We start from the raw sequence: 17,484 nt of genomic DNA, 5'->3' as shown, positions 1-17,484 counted from the left end.
TCCTATATTTCCATTATTATTGGCAATATCATTGGATTTCTCTTAGTTTTTTCATATAAAAAGCTGCTTAAGCATTCTTTTATCATCGTCTTTATAGATGACCATTCTGTTATATCATCTTTTTCACATTGAGAAAGAGTCCCTTTAACTAAATTTTTAGCCTCTTCCATCAAATCTTCCGACTCCCTGACATATACAAATCCCCTTGATATTATATCAGGTCCAGCAATTACGGAACCTTTTTCCTTAGAGATTGTTACAACAACCACCAGCAATCCGTCTTGAGAAAGGTGTTTTCTATCCCTCAATACGATATTACCTACATCACCAACACCTAGTCCATCTACTAACACTTTACCAGCTGTAACAGAACCGGCAATTCTTCCAGAATTTTTCGTAAACTCTATAACCGTACCGTTATCGGCTATAAATATATTTTTAGGATCCATACCAAGATCTTCTGCCAATCTAGCATGCTGTTTTAAATGTCTATATTCTCCGTGTACGGGAATAAAAAATTGTGGCTTTATTAGTGTGTGGAGCAATTTAATCTCTTCTTGACATGCATGGCCAGAAACATGTACATCCGCTAATGCATCATATATTACTTCAGCTCCTTTCTTAAAAAGCTGATTAATCACCCTTGATATTAACTTTTCATTACCCGGTATCGCAGATGCCGATATTACCACAGTATCACCTGGTACTATCTCAACTTTTTTATGTTCAGACGATGCCATCCTTGTTAGTGCCGACATAGGTTCACCTTGGCTGCCTGTAGTAATAATAACTACTTCGCTATACGGAAGTTTATTGGCTTCATCAATATCTATAAAAGTGCCTTCCGGTATGCTTAAGTACCCTAATTCATTAGCAACATTGATGACATTAATCATACTTCGTCCTGATATCGAAACTTTCCTTCCATATTTATAGGCTGAATCAATTATTTGCTGAACACGATGAATATTTGATGCAAATGTTGCAACGATTATGCGCTGCTCCGCTCTTCTAAAGATATTGTCAAAAGTATCACCGACAGTTTTCTCAGACATTGTATAACCAGGTCTTTCAATATTCGTACTATCGCACATCATTACAAGCACGCCTTGTTCTCCAAGTTCAGCAAATCTGTGAAAATCTGCTACTTCTCCTCCTATCGGCGTAAAATCTATTTTAAAATCACCAGAATGGAATACCGTACCAATAGGCGTATGAATAGCAAGTGCCGCCGAATCAGCTATGCTATGAGATGTTCTTATAAACTCTACTTTAAGCTGTCCAAATGTTACGGTTTCACGAGGCTTCACCGTTACCAACTTACTATCTCTTAAAAGCCCATTTTCTTTTAATTTATATTCAACCAGACCCAGCGTTAAACGTGTTCCGTATACAGGCACATTAAGCTGCCTTAAAACGTATGGTAATGCACCAATATGGTCTTCATGTCCGTGTGTTAAAACAATAGCTCTAACTTTTTCTTTGTTTTTTAACAAATATGAAATATCCGGAATAACAAGGTCTATCCCCAGCATCTCATCATCAGGAAAAGCAAGACCACAGTCAATGACTATAATGTCATTTCCGTATTCAATCACAGTCATGTTTTTCCCTATTTCGTTCAATCCGCCCAAAGGTATAATTTTTAATTTTGTTTTATTTGTCAAATACATATCTCCCTTCTTCTAAAGTGTAGCTAATAATATTTTATCCAATGATATTCAAACATTACCCGTACAACACACTAATTAATTGTATTATACTTTATTTGGTGATCATCTTCAAGTAGATATAAAAAAATTGAGCCTGTCAATCCGACAGGCCTAATTTTTATTTTGCTTACATTTACTGCAATATCCAAAAAATTTTACATTATGATCGACAATTTGAAAATTTTTTGTATTCTCTATAGCTTCTTCTAAATTTTCTAATAAATCTCCTTCCATTTCTATCACACTTCCACATTTTAAACAAATTAAATGGTGGTGTTGATGGTCTTCATTATGATAAAGCTCATATCTACTTCTTCCATCGTCAAAATTTAACTTATAAATTACTCCGAGTTCATCAAATAGTTGCAATGTCCTGTAAACTGTAGCAAGACCTATTTCGGGATATTTTTCTTTAACTAGCTCATATATTTCCTCAGATGACAAATGTTTTTCACGATTTTCTATAATAACATCAAGTATCGCACGTCTTTGGGTCGTTAACTTAAATCCTTTTTGCTTTAAACTTTCTTTTATATCATCAATTTCGTTCACTTTTTCACCACCTTACATTTTATCTATTTATAAAAGTTTATGCTTAACATTCTCAATTGTCAACTATTTTTATAAAAATAAAATCAACTTCTAGTTGAATATAATCCCATATTAGCACAAAAAAAGATATATTTTCAATTGAAACTAAACAAAATTTCATAAGTACTTAATTATTTGAAAAATGCAGGCATTTATTGGCTTAATACTATTCTTTTTGAAAATTAACATATTTACAAAAAAACTAACTTATGATGATAAAATGGTTATATACGAGAAATTAGCGATTTGAAATGGTGTTATTTCCCAGGTAATATTTGTAATAATTAGAGATTTTAATTTTTCGATAATATTAAAAAAGATATACCTAAATAGGTATATCTATTCGTTGTCGTGGTCATGATCACCGTCATCATCGCAACAATCACAATCATACTCTTCCATCAATTCATTATATGCTTCTACTACATCATTAAACTCATCTTCGTCTTCTATTCCAACGAATATGTCTTCACCATTTTCATCTTGTTCAACTCTCAAAATATATGCATCCTCACTGTCGCTATCAACCGGAGCTACAACAGCATATCTCGCATCATCAAGTTCAAAAGATGAAATAAGTTCAAAGTCTACTTCATTTCCTTCCTCGTCAATAAGCTCAATAATGTCGTTATTAAGTTCATTATCCAAAAAATCACCTCATTTCTTCTATCCGGATAATCTCATTGTATTATACAAAAAATTTCCTGTCAAGTTAAATTGATTTCCTTTTGTGATCAAGATATCCCTGTAAAATAATTGTTGCAGCCAACTTGTCTATAACTTTCTTCCTTTTATCTCTTCTCATATCTGCACCTTCAATAAGCATTCTACTTGCCTCAACTGTCGTTAATCTCTCATCCCATAGCATTATAGGTAAATTTATCTCTTTTTTTAGAACTTCTACAAAATTAATAACCTTCTGCCCTTGAGAACCTATAGTTCCATTCATATTTTTAGGAAAGCCTACAACAATTTCTTCAGCTTTAAAACTATTGGCAATTCTTTTTATTTCTAGTATATCATCATCTAGATTTGACCTTTTTATTGTTTTTATTCCCTGTGCTATTAAACCTGATGGATCGCTTATAGCAACTCCAATCGTCTTATCGCCAACATCTAAACCTATAGTACGCAATGTTATTCTCCCCAATCAAATGCAATATGCCCCACACCAAAGTGTGAGGCTAAATTTTATTTTTCAAGATAGTTTTTAACTAGTTCTTCCACCAATTCGTCTCTTTCAATCTTTCTTATGAGATTTCTGGCATTTTTATGGCTTGTAATATATGTAGGGTCTCCTGATAGAATATAACCTACTATCTGATTTATAGGATTATATCCCTTTTCTGATAGAGCATCATAAACCGACTTTAATATATCTCTAGCTTTGTTGTCTTCATTTTCAAAATGAAATCTCATGGTTTCATCATTTTGGTTCGCCATTTTTATCACCTCTATGGGATTTTCACTTAATATATTATACGTCTATAATATATTAAATGATGAATATGAGTCAAGCTCAAGTTTTATTTTATTTGAAGCTTCTCCATAACCAACATTTTTGATGCATTTAAAGCATCATTTACTTTATCTAGGTTATTTCCGACACCTTGTGCCATATCAGGTCTTCCGCCGCCCTTTCCACCGGCAATTTGGCATACTTCCTTTATAATAGTTCCCACATTTATACCAAATTTAACTACATCTTTTGTAGCCATTCCTACAAAGTTAATTTTTCCATTTCTTATTGTGGCAAATACTAAAACAGCACTCTTTAATTTGTCTTTAAGTATATCGCCCATCATTTTCAGTTCATCTACATCAAAATCATTTAGTACAGCGCTAATAAATTTCACCCCATTAAAGTCCACTGCTAAATTGATTAATCTCTCAGACGTAGATGAAACAATTTTCGACTTTAACTGCTCTATCTGTTTCTCATAATCTTTTATAGTCTGACTCATTCCAGTTACCCTATTTACTATGTCTTTCTCATTAACTTTAAGGATTTGGCCAATATTAGCTATTATTTCCTCTTTTTCATTCATATACTTTACAGCATTTATTCCAGTTACAGCTTCTATCCTCCTGATACCTGCAGCAACACCACTTTCTGAAATAATTTTGAACACTCCTATATTTCCCGTATTATCTACATGAGTTCCTCCGCATAGCTCTTTGCTATAATCAGATACATTTACGACTCTGACAACATCACCGTATTTTTCCTGAAATAATGCCATAGCGCCTTTTTTCAATGCCTCATCGTGAGACATAATATCGACAGAAACATCAATGTTTTCGTATATTTTCTCATTAACCTCGTTTTCTATTGTCTTAATTTCTTCATCTGTAAGCGCTTGATAATGTGTAAAATCAAATCTAAGCCTTTCTGGTGTAACCAATGACCCCGCCTGATGTACATGATCGCCTATAAACTTTCTTAGTGCGCTATGAAGCAAATGTGTTGCAGTGTGATTTCTAGCTGTACTAAGTCTATTCTTCTCGTCTATCAAAGCTTCAACCGTGTCACCTACGCTTAAAATACCTCTTTCAACAGTACCTATATGAACAAACTTGTTCCCACCAGCCTTTTTACAATCTTTTATATTGACAAAAACATCTTCATTTTTTATAACACCTTTATCACCAACTTGCCCACCGCTTTCAGCATAAAATGGCGTCATATCCAAAATCACATTTACTTCTTCTCCAGCTTCAGCAGAATCAACAAGTTCATTATCCTTTATAATAGCCAAAACTTTAGCATCTGACTTTACTGAGTCATAGCCTACAAATTTTGTTTCTATATCTTTCAGTGTTGAATAAATATCTTTTTCCCAAAGAGCATTGTCTTCTTTCCTGCTACTTCTAGCCCTTAATCTCTGTTTTTCCAACTCTTTTTGGTATTCAACTTCATCTACCGTCATACCTGACTCATTAAGTATTTCTTTTGTAAGTTCTATAGGAAAACCGTAAGTATCATATAATTTAAATGCCTTATTTCCTTCAAGGACAGTTTTCCCTTCGGACCTTAGATCGTTTATATACTCATCAAGTATACCTAACCCTTGATCAATTGTTTCTTTAAACCTTTCTTCTTCTTTTTTTATTACTTTCTTTATATAATCTTTCCTTTCTATAAGTTCAGGATATGCTCCAGAATAATGCTCTACAACAACATCTACAACATTATGTAAGAATGGCTTATCAAGTCCCAATAATTTTCCATATCTTGCAGCTCTTCTCAATATCCTTCTTAAAACATACCCTCTGCCTTCATTTGACGGCAAAATTCCATCAGAAATCATGAAAGTAACCCCTCTGATATGGTCAGTTATAACCCTCAAAGATACATCGTTTTTCTTGTCATCTCCGTACTTAACACCGGCCATCTCGCCAACATAATCAGTAATTCCACGTATAACGTCAACATCAAAAATGCTATCAACGCCTTGCATAATTGTAGCCATTCTCTCAAGCCCCATGCCTGTATCTATATTGGGTTTTGGCAATGAGTTGTAATTGCCTTCTGAATCTTTGTCAAACTGAGTAAATACAAGGTTCCAAAATTCTATAAATCTGTCGCAATCACAGCCAACGCCGCAAGTTGGCTTCCCGCAACCTTTTTCTTCACCTCTGTCAAAATATATTTCAGAGCACGGTCCACACGGGCCTGTGCCAATTTCCCAAAAATTATCTTCTTTACCCATTCTTACGATTCTCTCAGGTGGAAGCCCTACAACTTTATTCCATATATCGTAAGCCTCATCATCGTTTTCATATATGGTTACCCATAGTCTATCTTCCGGCAATTCTAAGACCTTCGTTACAAACTCCCATGCCCATGGTATTGCTTCTTTCTTAAAATAATCGCCAAAAGAAAAATTGCCCAACATTTCAAAAAAAGTCCCATGCCTCGCCGTCTTTCCAACTCTTTCTATATCAGGAGTTCTAATGCATTTTTGGCATGTAGTAACTCTTTTTCTTGGTGGAATTTCCTTCCCTGTAAAATATGGTTTTAAAGGTGCCATTCCCGCGTTAATCAGTAATAAACTTTTGTCATTTTTTGGCACAAGTGAAAAACTTGGCAATCTTAAATGCCCTTTACTTTCAAAAAAACTTAGATACTTCTCCCTTATCTCATTCATTCCGAGCTTTTCCATATATATCCTCCTTAAGTTTACAAAAAAACGTCCTGCAAGGGACGGCAAATACCTTCTCTTTTTATGTATATTTTACAAGAAAGCCTAATTAAAGTCAACAATTGCTATTATACCTCAATAAAAACATCTTTTAACATAACTTTAACCATAGCTACAACAGGAACAGACAAAAGCATCCCCCATATCCCAAAAAATTGTTCTCCAACTAAAAGCGCAATTATTACCGTTATAGGATGCAGATCTACGCTATCACTCATGATTTTGGGTGCAAAAAATGCACTTTCTATTTGCTGTACTAGAAAAAATATCACAAAAGCCCAAATGCCTTTGTATAAAGAGTCTATAAGTCCCATAACAATAGCAGGAATAGATCCCAGTATTGGTCCAAAATATGGTATTATATTTAAAATTCCAGCTAAAATACCTATCAACACTGAATATTTTACTTTTATTATCATAAGTCCTATTGATGTAAGAACAGTTACAATAATGGAAATGTATATTTGCCCTCTTATGTATTTACTCATAACACTGTCTAAATCTTTTAATATCTTTGAAAATCTTCCTCTCATATTCTCAGGAATTATCTCTTTTATCTCACTTTTTAATATATCCTTATCTTTTAATAGATAAAATGTAATGATAGGTGTTAATATCAAATTTAATATATGACCCGTCAGTGAAATAATACTTTGTATTGATGCGTCTATCATAGATGCAATTTCTTTATTGAGCATACTAGTACGTTTTACCAATACAGTGCTAAATTCTTTTGGCAGATATGCTAAATAATTATTTTTGATATCATTAATTTTATATGTTAGATCATCAATATATCCGGGAAGCATTTTAAAAAGACTTGACATTTCATTTGTTATTATTGGAAATATAAATAACACAGTTAATGCCATAATGCATAACAACAAAAAATATACAATTATTATCGATTGAACCCTTTTTATGCCTTTATCTTCAAAAAATGATACAAATGGATTCACAAGGTATGCAATCAAAATAGAAATAAAAATTGGGAACAATATTTCTTTGATTTTATCTATATTTCTAAATACAAAATACAAAAAAAGAATTACAATAATCATTGCTATGATATATGTAATATATTTTTTGTTTATTCTCATAATAAAACACCTTTAAATAAAAGGGCTAAAAGCCCTTTACATTTTATTTGCTTTATGAGCAATCATGGATAAACCCGTCTGAATCATTTGCATTGCCTTTTTCGAATTGATTTTCGGTATAATAAAAGCTGTCAACGCGGCACCAGCTAAAAAGCCCTTTATATATTTGCCCTTGTCTTCCATTTTAACCCTCCTATTTCTAAACTTTAATCAGATTATTAAGTCCACCTCTCGTAAAAAAAGTTGCTCCATCTTTGATGATTATTTTTCCACCAAATTTTTCAATACATTCTATGCTGACAATTTTTAGCCCTTTAAATAGGTCAGATGAAAATCCCTTGCTAATCTCAGCATAAAGTATTATTCGCTTTTTTTCATCTAATATCAAGTCATATATCTTTCCCCAATAGTTGCCCTTATTATCGTAAACATCCTTATTTATTATGTCGTTGTTGCCATTTTCTACATCATTTATAGATTTCACATCTAAATCTTTTATAGCGTCTTTATTATCTATATATACCTGTTTATTTATACTTATTATATTTTTATTTTCGACCATCTTTGGCGATTTTAGTATTCCACCTTCTTCTATGAGTACACCTATTATTTTGTCTTTTAAGTCGCCATATAGCACATTTTTGGTAGAACCTATTATCTTATTATCTTTTGAGGATATTATTGGCATACCTATAATATCTTTTACAAAAATCACAATAATACCCCCCTTCAAATTTCTTTCTTGTATTAATTTTGCCCTATAAAGATAAAAAAATACACTTTATAAAGTGTATTTTTGGGTACTATTTGATAAACAATACATCCGCCACCAATTTAACCAGAATATTCGTATTTGCGTATCTTATTTATTGCAAAAAACAAAATTAATTCAAATAACAGTCTTACAGCTCCCTCATAAAAGGCTATACTAATACCTCCTTATTGGTTTGTCATATTCGGAAAGATTTTAATTTCACTTTTATCGTTTTTATGATTTATGTAAATCAAAAAACAAAATTTATTGTTCTATTCCATCATTTGTAGTTACAAAGTGTTCTTGCTCACCATATAATAAATAATTTTTAAAAAACAATATTACAACAAAATTTATAGAGGCACATATAATGATATTTATCCAACTGGGAATTTTGTCAAATAAAATTCCAAATATCATTTGTCCTAATGGAGTCACTACCATTAAGCAAGTACTTATCGTCGCTATTACTCTCCCCATTAACTTTAAAGGTATTTCTATTTGCAACATAGTAGTCAAAGCTATATTCCCGATGGATGTAATTAATCCGACAAAAAATATTATTATCATTAAACTTATGTATGGTTTAAGAATGTAAGAAAAGCCCTGCAAATAGATAGGAGAAATTGTAAATGACAATAAAAAATATAATATAGAAACCGAAAATATATCTAAGAATAATATTTTACCTAATTTATATTTTTTTGTAATTATACTAGATATGAATGGTGATGCGATCATAGAAATGGCAAATGTAGATTGCAAAATTCCATATTGATAATCTGTAATTTTTAATATTTGTTTCGATATATATGTCAACCCTACAGATAATATAGGATTTGATGTGAAGTTAATAATTATACCTATAATTAATATATTCAAAATTAGCCTTTTACTTTTAATAAAATCAATACCCGTTAAGAAGTCATTTAAAAACGAATTTAGGTTTATTTTTTCTGGTTTATCATTTGTTTTCTGTATTTCTAACATAGACTCACACATAAATGAAAGAAGAAAACTTATAGCATTAATTGTCAATATTATGAATATATTAAAAACTTCTAATAAAATACCAGCTATAACAGGTGAAATCAAATTTGCTATATTCATAAACATCGTGTTAATACCATTAGCATCCGCTAATTCATAATCTTCTGCAATGGAAGGTATAACTGCTGTTATTGTGGGATTAAACATTGAGGAAATAGTAGAAAGTAAAACTGATAAAATATAAATTTGAGTTAATGTTAAAACGCCATTTATTTTGAAAATGACAGCATAAATTGCAACAATTGCTGCGCTTAGTAAATCTAACATCATAAGTAATCTCTTTTTATCAAACCAGTCGGCAATGACACCTGCAATATTGCCAAATACTATTTGAGGTACTAAAGTAATAGCCAATACTGATGCAAATTTTGTTGCAGAGCCCGTAATTTTTAAAACGTACAACGACAATGCAAAATTTTGCATTTCACTTCCAATAAGAGATACAAATTTTCCGGTAATAAGAAATAAAAAATTCTTTTTTCTAAAGATAGAGAGATTCATCTATTTACCTCCAGTAAGTATTTATATCAATTGACGCATCTTAAAAGTCAAAGATACCTTTAAAGCCTACATTTTTCTTATTAGTTGTAACAGTGTTCTTTTCATACAATTTCATCCTCAAATTATACAACAACTTCTGCCCAATAAATGTAAAAATATAATTTTGGATTATTCCTAATAATGTTACTAAAATAAATATTGTAAAAAATACCAGATTAAATATAATAAAATTCTGCACATTCTTTTGTGCTATAGAATTATCAATGATTAATTCTATTACAAATGGTTTAGCCAGAGATAAAACAGTCGATATTATGATCACTAAAAATCCAATAATCTCTTTAGCTATAAATGGCTTTATGATATTATATATGTACTTAAAATCGTCTTTCTTCATAATAACATGTCTTTCCTTTCTTACAATATAACAAATAAACTTTTAAAAAGTTGTTTTAAGCAGGATTGAGAATAATAAAGCTTTACCTTCTTTAGAACAACTTATTCGCATATCTGAAAGGCTTGAAGTACCTCTAAGTTATTTTATTAGCGACGTTAAATACGACAAATTAATAGAATATGCTGATAATTCATCTTCTATCATCGGCGATTTATTTAATAGCCAGAATTATTATGAAATAGTAAAATTAATTGAGTACAATTATGATGAATTTTTAAAAGCACAAGATTTAAACAAATATTGTTATGCTGGCGCGTCTTTTTTTAATATAGGGCTATATAATGATGCGTTAAAATATCTAAAAAAATATGTTAATTTATTTCTTAAATCAAAGGAAGATATTCAAAAGCTAAATATAGATAATTTTTGTCAGGCTTTAAATATACTATTTAAAATAATGCTTAAAAATCATAATTATGAAAAAGGAATATACTATTTAGAACTCGCTAAAAAATATTTATACGAACTTGATTCTTTAAACCATTCTATCTGCTTTATTATACATAATAATCTTGCTTATCTATATCTTAATACTAATCAATTTCAAAAGGTTATAAACTTGCTGGAAGGTTTTATTAATACCCATGATAATTTTATATATGTAAGAGCAATGCCGCACATTTATATGTCTTTAAACATAGCTTGTTATAATATAGGTGATTATGAGAAATCTATTAAATATATAAAAAAAGCCATATTGTTGTTTAACTATTTTGAAGACGAATATTATGCTGGAAGATGTCATCTGAATTATATAAATTCCTTACGGTACAGTGGTAATTTAGACAAGGCCTTAGAAATAGTCAATAGATGTAAAAATAAATACAAAAAATATAATAAGCTATACTTAAGCTTTTTCATTCAGGAAATGATATTATATTTTAACATCGGCAATTACAACAAAGTAATGGAGATTTCAAATGAGATAGAAGCCCATCAACTCTCTGAAATGAGCGAACACAATTATGAATTTATGATAGGCCATATAAAATATTTGCATAATGACTTTAATGGTGCTTATGGTTTATTTAAAAAATGTGAGAAGTATTTTTTAACACAATACTATTATCGCGATTTATTGCTGCTTTATGATGATTTATATAACATGACAAAAGACATTTCTTATAAAGCAAAGCAAAATGAAATCATGAATAAGAATGGGAGAAAAAACATTGTGATGATTCATTGTTGAACCATCACACACAGCTATACAAGCTTTTTCTCCTTTTTAATCCTTTCAAAAAGTGGAGACATCTGCCTCAATCTATCTACTATTTTAGGCAGTTTGTTTATTACCGTGTCGATTTCTTCTTCCGTATTTTCTTCTCCTATGGTAAGTCTCAATGAACCATGGGCTATTTCTTCTGGCAGGCCAATCGCTAATAGCACGTGGGATGGATCAATGCTTCCTGCGGTACATGCAGAACCGCTGGATACGCAGATTCCTTCCATGTCAAGGCTTAGTATAAGCGATTCGCCATCAACAAATTCAAAAGAAACATTGACGTTCCCAGGAAGTCTCTTTATTGGATGTCCATTTAAGCGAGTATATGGTATTTTGAGTATCCCGTCAATAAGCTTGTCTCTAAGCATTGTCAGTTTCTTTATGTGCTCATCGATGTTTTGAGTGATAAGTTCTATCGCCGTGCCAAATCCTACAACTCCAGCCACATTTTCTGTCCCTGCTCTTCTGTTTCTCTCCTGTGCACCACCTTGTAAAAGTGTATCAATTCTTAAGCCTTTTCTAATGTAAAGTGCTCCAACTCCTTTAGGCCCGTATATTTTATGGGCTGACATTGACAACATATCCACATTCAATTTTTTTACATCGACAGGCACATTGCCAACTGCTTGTACTGCATCTGTGTGAAATAATACGCCTTTCTCATGTGCCACTTTGACAAGTTCTTCTATTGGTTCTATTGTACCTATTTCATTGTTTGCATACATTATCGATACAAGTATTGTATTATCTTTTATTGCTCTTTTTAATTCATTTGGATCTACTAATCCATACTCATCTACAGGCAAATAAGTTATTTCAAATCCTTGATTTTCAAGGTATTGGCAAGTATGCAGTATTGCATGGTGTTCTACGCTGGATGTTATTATATGATTGCCTTTGTCTTTTAAGGCATACGCAGCGCCTTTTAAAGCCCAGTTATCTGACTCTGTACCTCCGCTAGTGAAAAAAATTTCATCTTCGCTAGCCCCAATCGCAGCTGCCACTTTATCTCTAGCTTCTTCAATGGCCTTTTTAGCTTCTTGTCCATAAGAGTAAAGTGCTGACGGATTGCCAAAACGATTATCAAAAAATGGCATCATCGAATTTAAAACTTCCGATCTTATTGGTGTAGTAGCTGCATTGTCGAGATAAATCCTATTCATAAAAACCTCCTATATATAATACATATAAGAATTTTTCTGTATCATTTTTTTGTAGTCATCAACCATATCTTGTAGCGTTATTGAATCAATTACTTTATTTATAGCATCTCTAATTTTTTCCATAACTAATTTTGTAGGGCACCCACCTGATCTGCTACACTCAAATGGCATATCTTCTACAACACAATCTGAAGGAGCAAGTGATCCTTCCAAAGTTCTAATAACGTCACCTACAGTAATCTTATCAGGCGGAGCTGATAACATATACCCGCCTTGTGCTCCACGTATACTTTTTACCAAATCAGCTTTTCTCAAAACAGCAATAAGCTGTTCTAAATAATGTTCTGATAAGCCTTCATTTTCTGCTATAACCTTTAATGATATCGGACCCTCACCATAATACAAAGCAAGCTCAAACATAGCTTGAACTCCATATCTCCCTTTTGTTGACAGTTTCATATAGACCCTCCTTAATACCGACTATTTTGCTCGGATTTCTATAAAATAAGATAACATTATAATATAGTTTTGTCAACAATTTATATAACATATAAAAGTCAAATTTTATTATATCCCTAAAAATAATAATTATCCTTCCGCATCACTGCTCTCTCTTAGGAATCTAAGCCATTCAGATATTTTCTTTTCATAACCCATTGTAGATGGATTGTAATATTTTTTCCCTATTAATTCTTCCGGTAGGTATTGTTGTTTCACATAATGATTTTTAAAATCATGTGCATACTTATACCCAACACCACGTTTTAAATTTTTTGCACCTTTATAATGAGCATCCTGAAGGTGCTTTGGAACAGCGCCAGTTTTTAGATTTTTAATGTCATCAAGCGCACTATCTATGCCAATTATAGATGAATTGCTTTTAGGTGCACAGGCAACATAAATTGCAGCTTGTGCCAGTATTATTCTGCCCTCAGGCATCCCGATCTGATTTACTGCTTGCATGGCAGATACCGCTATATTAAGTGCATTTGGATCAGCATTTCCCACATCCTCTGCTGCACAAATAACTATTCTCCTTGCGATAAACAACGGATCTTCTCCGGCGTATATCATCTTAGCAAGCCAGTACAATGCAGCATCAGGATCAGACCCCCTCATACTTTTGATAAAAGCGGAAATAGAATCGTAATGATTGTCACCATCTTTGTCATACTTTAAAACCTTTTTTTGAATGCATTCCTGAGCAATTTCAATGTCTATGTTAATTACTCCATTTTCATCTCTCTCTGTAGTTAAAAATGCTAGCTCTATTGCGTTAAGTGCAGCCCTTGCATCACCATCAGAATATGTAATTATATGATTTAACGCATCATCCGTAATCTTAATCTTTTCATTTCCAAGTCCACGCTTTTCATCATTTAAAGCTCGTAAAACTATTTCTTTTATATCTTCATTGCTAAGAGGATAAAGTTCGAATATCATTGATCTAGATACTAAAGGACGGATAACCTCAAAATATGGATTTTCAGTTGTGGCACCAATCAAAATTATTGTTCCATCTTCAACATACGGAAGCAGTGCATCCTGCTGTGACTTATTAAAGCGGTGTATCTCATCAATGAATAATATAGTTCTCTTTCCATACATAGACAATCTATCTTTTGACTCATTTACTATTTTCTTTATATCTGTAACTCCTGATGTTACAGCATTTAATTTTTCAAAACTAGATTTCGTCGTATTAGCTATTATATTTGCAAGCGTTGTCTTACCTGTACCAGGAGGTCCATAAAATATTAACGATCTGACTCTATCCGCTTTTATAGCTCTATATAGAAGCTTGTCATGCCCTAATATATGCTTTTGACCAACAAACTCATCAAGAGTAGTTGGCCTCATCCGATCTGCCAACGGTGCATTACTATGTTTAAAATTATTATGAGCAAACTGAAACATATCCATAATTTTCACCTTTTTCATACATCTTATAGAAGATTTTAAGCTATCGTTTATACATTTCAGCACTATTATACTATATAAGTGAAGATTCACAAAAACAATTTTATTTCTTGTTATTAAGTATTAAAAAATGCCATCAAAAATGATGACATTTACCCTCCCAATGTTATATCTTGCTTAGAATACCATTCAAGCGCTTCATAAAGATGCTGAGGCTTAAAATCCGGCCAGTAATCATCAATAACATAAAAGTCAGAATATATTGATTGGACAGGCAAAAAGCCGCTTAACCTTCTCCTACCGCCCCATCTTATAATCAAATCTATTCGTGAAATATCTTTTGATGAAATTAAATCTAGTATATCTCTTTTTTCTCCATTGCTTAAAGCTTTTAATGCACTATTCAAGTCCCACTGCCATCCATAATTAACAAGAAAATTGACTTTCATTTTCCCCTCACCGATTGTCTTACGGCTTAAATATGGCAGCAATTCTTTTGGAAACATAGGAGAATTATAGTTCCCTATGACTAAAAGATCTGCATCTTCTTTTTCTAGCATTTTAACAGCGTCAATACAGGCTTTTTTAAATGCCTCTGTCTGAACAGAAGGGCGTTTTGTGTTATCTTGTGTAAAGCCATAAAATGTTAATTCTTTAACACCAAGCTCACGGCATAACCTGTAAAGTGCAATTCCAGGTTCCAATCCATATGAATAGCCTGCTTCTTTCGGCATATTTTTATTTTGTGCCCATCGTCTATTTCCGTCAGGAATAATTCCGATGTGATTTGGAATGCGATACAATTTTGTCCTCCCTTTCATTGTTATTATAAATACATTTTTTCCATTTAATGATTAATTATACAAAGTTATTATTATCAGAAAATATTAAAACTTAAAATAAAAAAACTGTTATGCATATTTGCAATAACAGTCTTCAATCTCTACATACATTTATAATTCTATTTTTTATTAAATTATATGTTTCTGTTTATAAAATCTTCAAAATCAGACTTTGGTCTCGCACCTACAATTTTATCAACCATTTTCCCATCTTTAAAAAGTGCAATAGTCGGAATGCTCATTATCTTAAATTGCACTGCAAGTTCATTTTCATCATCTACATTGATTTTCCCGACTTTAACTTTTCCTTCATAATCATTGGCAAGTTCCTCAATTATAGGCGATACCATTCTGCATGGACCACACCACTCTGCCCAAAAATCTACTAAAACTGGTATATTAGAATTGACAACTTCTTCTTGAAAATTATTTTTTGTTATTGTTACCTCTGCCATTTTCCTACCTCCTAATATTTATATTTTTTTAACAGCAGGTTTTTATTCGTATATATTATCCTATTGCTATAATATTTTATACCTTTAAATGAAATAGATGTCAATAGTAATGATATACTGTAATCTACTATTTGAAAAATACTACTATCTTAATAAAATTTAGATAAGCCATAGAACGTATAGAAAAAGTAATTCCGCCTTATTATTTCATAAATTTCATAAATGTGTCCACGAGCTCATCAATCATATCATCTTGCTTCTCTGTATTAATAGCATCCTTCACACATCCCAAAGTATGACTTTTCAACAATATCTTTCCTACACTATTTATTGCTGATCTTACAGCAGCAACTTGTATAAGAACATCAACACAATATGTGTCCTTTTCTATCATCTTTTGAATACCCTTTATCTGGCCTTCAATTTTTTTAAGCCTTCTAAGTAAATCCTCTTTGTCATCATGGTAAGAATTCATAATTTACCTCCTATACCCCTATCAGGTACAAATTTAGTATAAGTCTACTAATAAAATTTGTCAACATAGTTTTTAATTTTTATATCCTATTAAGTCCTTTATAACTTCCCCAGCTAATATAAAACCAGCAACAGGCGGCACAAAAGACACACTTCCCGGTATTTGCCGTCTCTTAACACACGTCCTCTCCTTGTTTGTACATATACATTGTTGTTTGCATGTTACAACATCTAAAAGAGGTTTAATGGGCTTTTCCTTAGAATAAACGACTTTTAATGATTTTATACCGCGTTTTCTAAGTTCGTATCTCATAACTTTTGCAAGGGGACAAATACTAGTCTCGTATAAATCAGCAACCTCGAATTTTGTAGGATCTAGTTTATTTGCTGCACCCATGCAGCTTATAATCGGTATGCCCATCTCATTGCATTTAACAACAAGGTCTATTTTTGACGAAACTGTGTCAATCGCATCAACAACATAATCGTAATCAGGAGATAATAACATATTGCTATTTTCGCTGCTATAAAATGTTTGATAAGCAGTAACTTTAAGATTAGGATTTATCTCTAAAAGTCTTTCTTTCATCACTTCAACTTTTGGCTTGCCAACCGTTTTTCTTGTTGCATGTATTTGTCTATTTATGTTAGTTAAGCAAACTGTATCATCGTCTACAATTATTAATTTGCCCACACCACTTCTTGCTAAAGCTTCCGCTGTATATGAACCTACACCGCCCATACCAAAGACTGCAACAGTACTTGTTTTTAATTTTTCCAAATTTTCTTTGCCTATTATTAATTCCGTTCTTGAAAAAGCGTGCAGCAATGTAAATTCCTCCAATAAAAAAATCCCCATAGTGCCGTTTAGTCGGTGGTTTTGAACCTGCTCTCGCAGGTGGGTGCCCTCCTGATAACTTCATATGTCCATTCAAAGATGGCTTATATTCCATTACCAGAGCCCAGGCTCCCTTTTCTATGTGTGTTGGCTCAAAACATTAACCGCATTTCACGCACACCATAGGGTTTCTATAA

General features: G+C 32.1%; 19 protein-coding genes, 1 other RNA gene and 1 pseudogene. 2 read left to right on the top strand and 19 right to left on the bottom strand.

The features are described 5' to 3' along the window. Nucleotides 1–2: 2 nt before the first annotated feature. From TTHE_RS06290 to TTHE_RS06245, 11 genes are all read right to left on the bottom strand, one after another. On the bottom strand, nt 3–1,673 hold the full coding sequence (locus TTHE_RS06290; RefSeq protein WP_013297748.1) for a ribonuclease J: 1,671 nt from the start codon (nt 1,671–1,673) through the stop codon (nt 3–5). Nucleotides 1,674–1,823: 150 nt separating this feature from the next. Continuing rightward, nucleotides 1,824–2,264: a Fur family transcriptional regulator gene (locus TTHE_RS06285; RefSeq protein WP_013297747.1), complete on the bottom strand. Its 441-nt coding sequence runs from the start codon at nt 2,262–2,264 to the stop codon at nt 1,824–1,826. A 378-nt stretch (nt 2,265–2,642) separates the two neighbouring features. Then, nucleotides 2,643–2,951 carry a DUF1292 domain-containing protein gene (locus TTHE_RS06280; RefSeq protein WP_013297746.1) on the bottom strand — a complete coding sequence of 103 codons (309 nt, stop codon included), beginning with the start codon at nt 2,949–2,951 and terminating at the stop codon, nt 2,643–2,645. 64 nt (nt 2,952–3,015) lie between these two features. Continuing rightward, nucleotides 3,016–3,438, bottom strand: coding sequence for a Holliday junction resolvase RuvX (gene ruvX, locus TTHE_RS06275; RefSeq protein ID WP_013297745.1), 423 nt, complete (start codon nt 3,436–3,438; stop codon nt 3,016–3,018). A 56-nt stretch (nt 3,439–3,494) separates the two neighbouring features. Then, entirely contained in the window at nt 3,495–3,722 is a 228-nt protein-coding gene (locus tag TTHE_RS06270) for an IreB family regulatory phosphoprotein (RefSeq protein WP_423250150.1), read from the bottom strand. A gap of 107 nt (nt 3,723–3,829) precedes the next feature. Further along, nucleotides 3,830–6,469, bottom strand: coding sequence for an alanine--tRNA ligase (gene alaS, locus TTHE_RS06265; protein WP_013297743.1), 2,640 nt, complete (start codon nt 6,467–6,469; stop codon nt 3,830–3,832). Nucleotides 6,470–6,576: 107 nt separating this feature from the next. Continuing rightward, nucleotides 6,577–7,608: an AI-2E family transporter gene (locus TTHE_RS06260; RefSeq protein WP_013297742.1), complete on the bottom strand. Its 1,032-nt coding sequence runs from the start codon at nt 7,606–7,608 to the stop codon at nt 6,577–6,579. Nucleotides 7,609–7,644: 36 nt separating this feature from the next. Further along, the gene (locus TTHE_RS14375; RefSeq protein ID WP_013297741.1) at nt 7,645–7,791 is read right to left on the bottom strand and encodes a hypothetical protein; all 147 of its coding nucleotides are present in this window, start codon (nt 7,789–7,791) and stop codon (nt 7,645–7,647) included. Between the two features lie 16 nt (nt 7,792–7,807). After that, the gene (locus tag TTHE_RS06255; protein WP_013297740.1) at nt 7,808–8,323 is read right to left on the bottom strand and encodes a PRC-barrel domain-containing protein; all 516 of its coding nucleotides are present in this window, start codon (nt 8,321–8,323) and stop codon (nt 7,808–7,810) included. Between the two features lie 303 nt (nt 8,324–8,626). Then, on the bottom strand, nt 8,627–9,913 hold the full coding sequence (locus TTHE_RS06250; protein ID WP_013297739.1) for an MFS transporter: 1,287 nt from the start codon (nt 9,911–9,913) through the stop codon (nt 8,627–8,629). A 40-nt stretch (nt 9,914–9,953) separates the two neighbouring features. After that, on the bottom strand, nt 9,954–10,310 hold the full coding sequence (locus TTHE_RS06245; RefSeq protein WP_041587439.1) for an ABC transporter transmembrane domain-containing protein: 357 nt from the start codon (nt 10,308–10,310) through the stop codon (nt 9,954–9,956). A gap of 64 nt (nt 10,311–10,374) precedes the next feature. Here TTHE_RS06245 and TTHE_RS14825 point away from each other — a divergent pair. Then, nucleotides 10,375–10,443 (top strand): annotated as a pseudogene (locus TTHE_RS14825) (hypothetical protein); the annotation flags it as partial. A gap of 324 nt (nt 10,444–10,767) precedes the next feature. After that, nucleotides 10,768–11,562: a tetratricopeptide repeat protein gene (locus TTHE_RS06240; protein ID WP_013297738.1), complete on the top strand. Its 795-nt coding sequence runs from the start codon at nt 10,768–10,770 to the stop codon at nt 11,560–11,562. Between the two features lie 14 nt (nt 11,563–11,576). Here the strand turns inward: TTHE_RS06240 and nifS are convergent, their stop codons facing one another. From nifS to ssrS, 8 genes are all read right to left on the bottom strand, one after another. Beyond that, the gene (gene nifS, locus TTHE_RS06235) at nt 11,577–12,758 is read right to left on the bottom strand and encodes a cysteine desulfurase NifS (protein ID WP_013297737.1); all 1,182 of its coding nucleotides are present in this window, start codon (nt 12,756–12,758) and stop codon (nt 11,577–11,579) included. A gap of 9 nt (nt 12,759–12,767) precedes the next feature. After that, complete coding sequence (locus TTHE_RS06230) at nt 12,768–13,217, bottom strand: RrF2 family transcriptional regulator (RefSeq protein ID WP_013297736.1); 450 nt, start codon at nt 13,215–13,217, stop codon at nt 12,768–12,770. 129 nt (nt 13,218–13,346) lie between these two features. Further along, nucleotides 13,347–14,681 carry a replication-associated recombination protein A gene (locus TTHE_RS06225; RefSeq protein WP_013297735.1) on the bottom strand — a complete coding sequence of 445 codons (1,335 nt, stop codon included), beginning with the start codon at nt 14,679–14,681 and terminating at the stop codon, nt 13,347–13,349. A 149-nt stretch (nt 14,682–14,830) separates the two neighbouring features. After that, the gene (gene uppS / locus TTHE_RS06220; protein ID WP_231292738.1) at nt 14,831–15,499 is read right to left on the bottom strand and encodes a polyprenyl diphosphate synthase; all 669 of its coding nucleotides are present in this window, start codon (nt 15,497–15,499) and stop codon (nt 14,831–14,833) included. Between the two features lie 155 nt (nt 15,500–15,654). Then, nucleotides 15,655–15,975 (bottom strand): thioredoxin, encoded by a 321-nt coding sequence (gene trxA / locus TTHE_RS06215; RefSeq protein ID WP_013297733.1) that lies wholly within the window; start codon nt 15,973–15,975, stop codon nt 15,655–15,657. Between the two features lie 202 nt (nt 15,976–16,177). Continuing rightward, nucleotides 16,178–16,450 (bottom strand): metal-sensitive transcriptional regulator, encoded by a 273-nt coding sequence (locus TTHE_RS06210; RefSeq protein WP_013297732.1) that lies wholly within the window; start codon nt 16,448–16,450, stop codon nt 16,178–16,180. A gap of 72 nt (nt 16,451–16,522) precedes the next feature. Next, complete coding sequence (locus tag TTHE_RS06205; RefSeq protein ID WP_434641223.1) at nt 16,523–17,275, bottom strand: tRNA threonylcarbamoyladenosine dehydratase; 753 nt, start codon at nt 17,273–17,275, stop codon at nt 16,523–16,525. Between the two features lie 22 nt (nt 17,276–17,297). Further along, nucleotides 17,298–17,479, bottom strand: a non-coding RNA gene (gene ssrS / locus TTHE_RS13960) — 6S RNA. Nucleotides 17,480–17,484 lie beyond the last annotated feature (5 nt).

This window comes from Thermoanaerobacterium thermosaccharolyticum DSM 571, from assembly GCF_000145615.1.
Taxonomy (GTDB): Bacteria; Bacillota; Thermoanaerobacteria; order Thermoanaerobacterales; family Thermoanaerobacteraceae; genus Thermoanaerobacterium; species Thermoanaerobacterium thermosaccharolyticum.
Note: the sequence above shows the minus strand (reverse complement) of the source record. Positions and strands in the feature narration are given on the sequence as shown.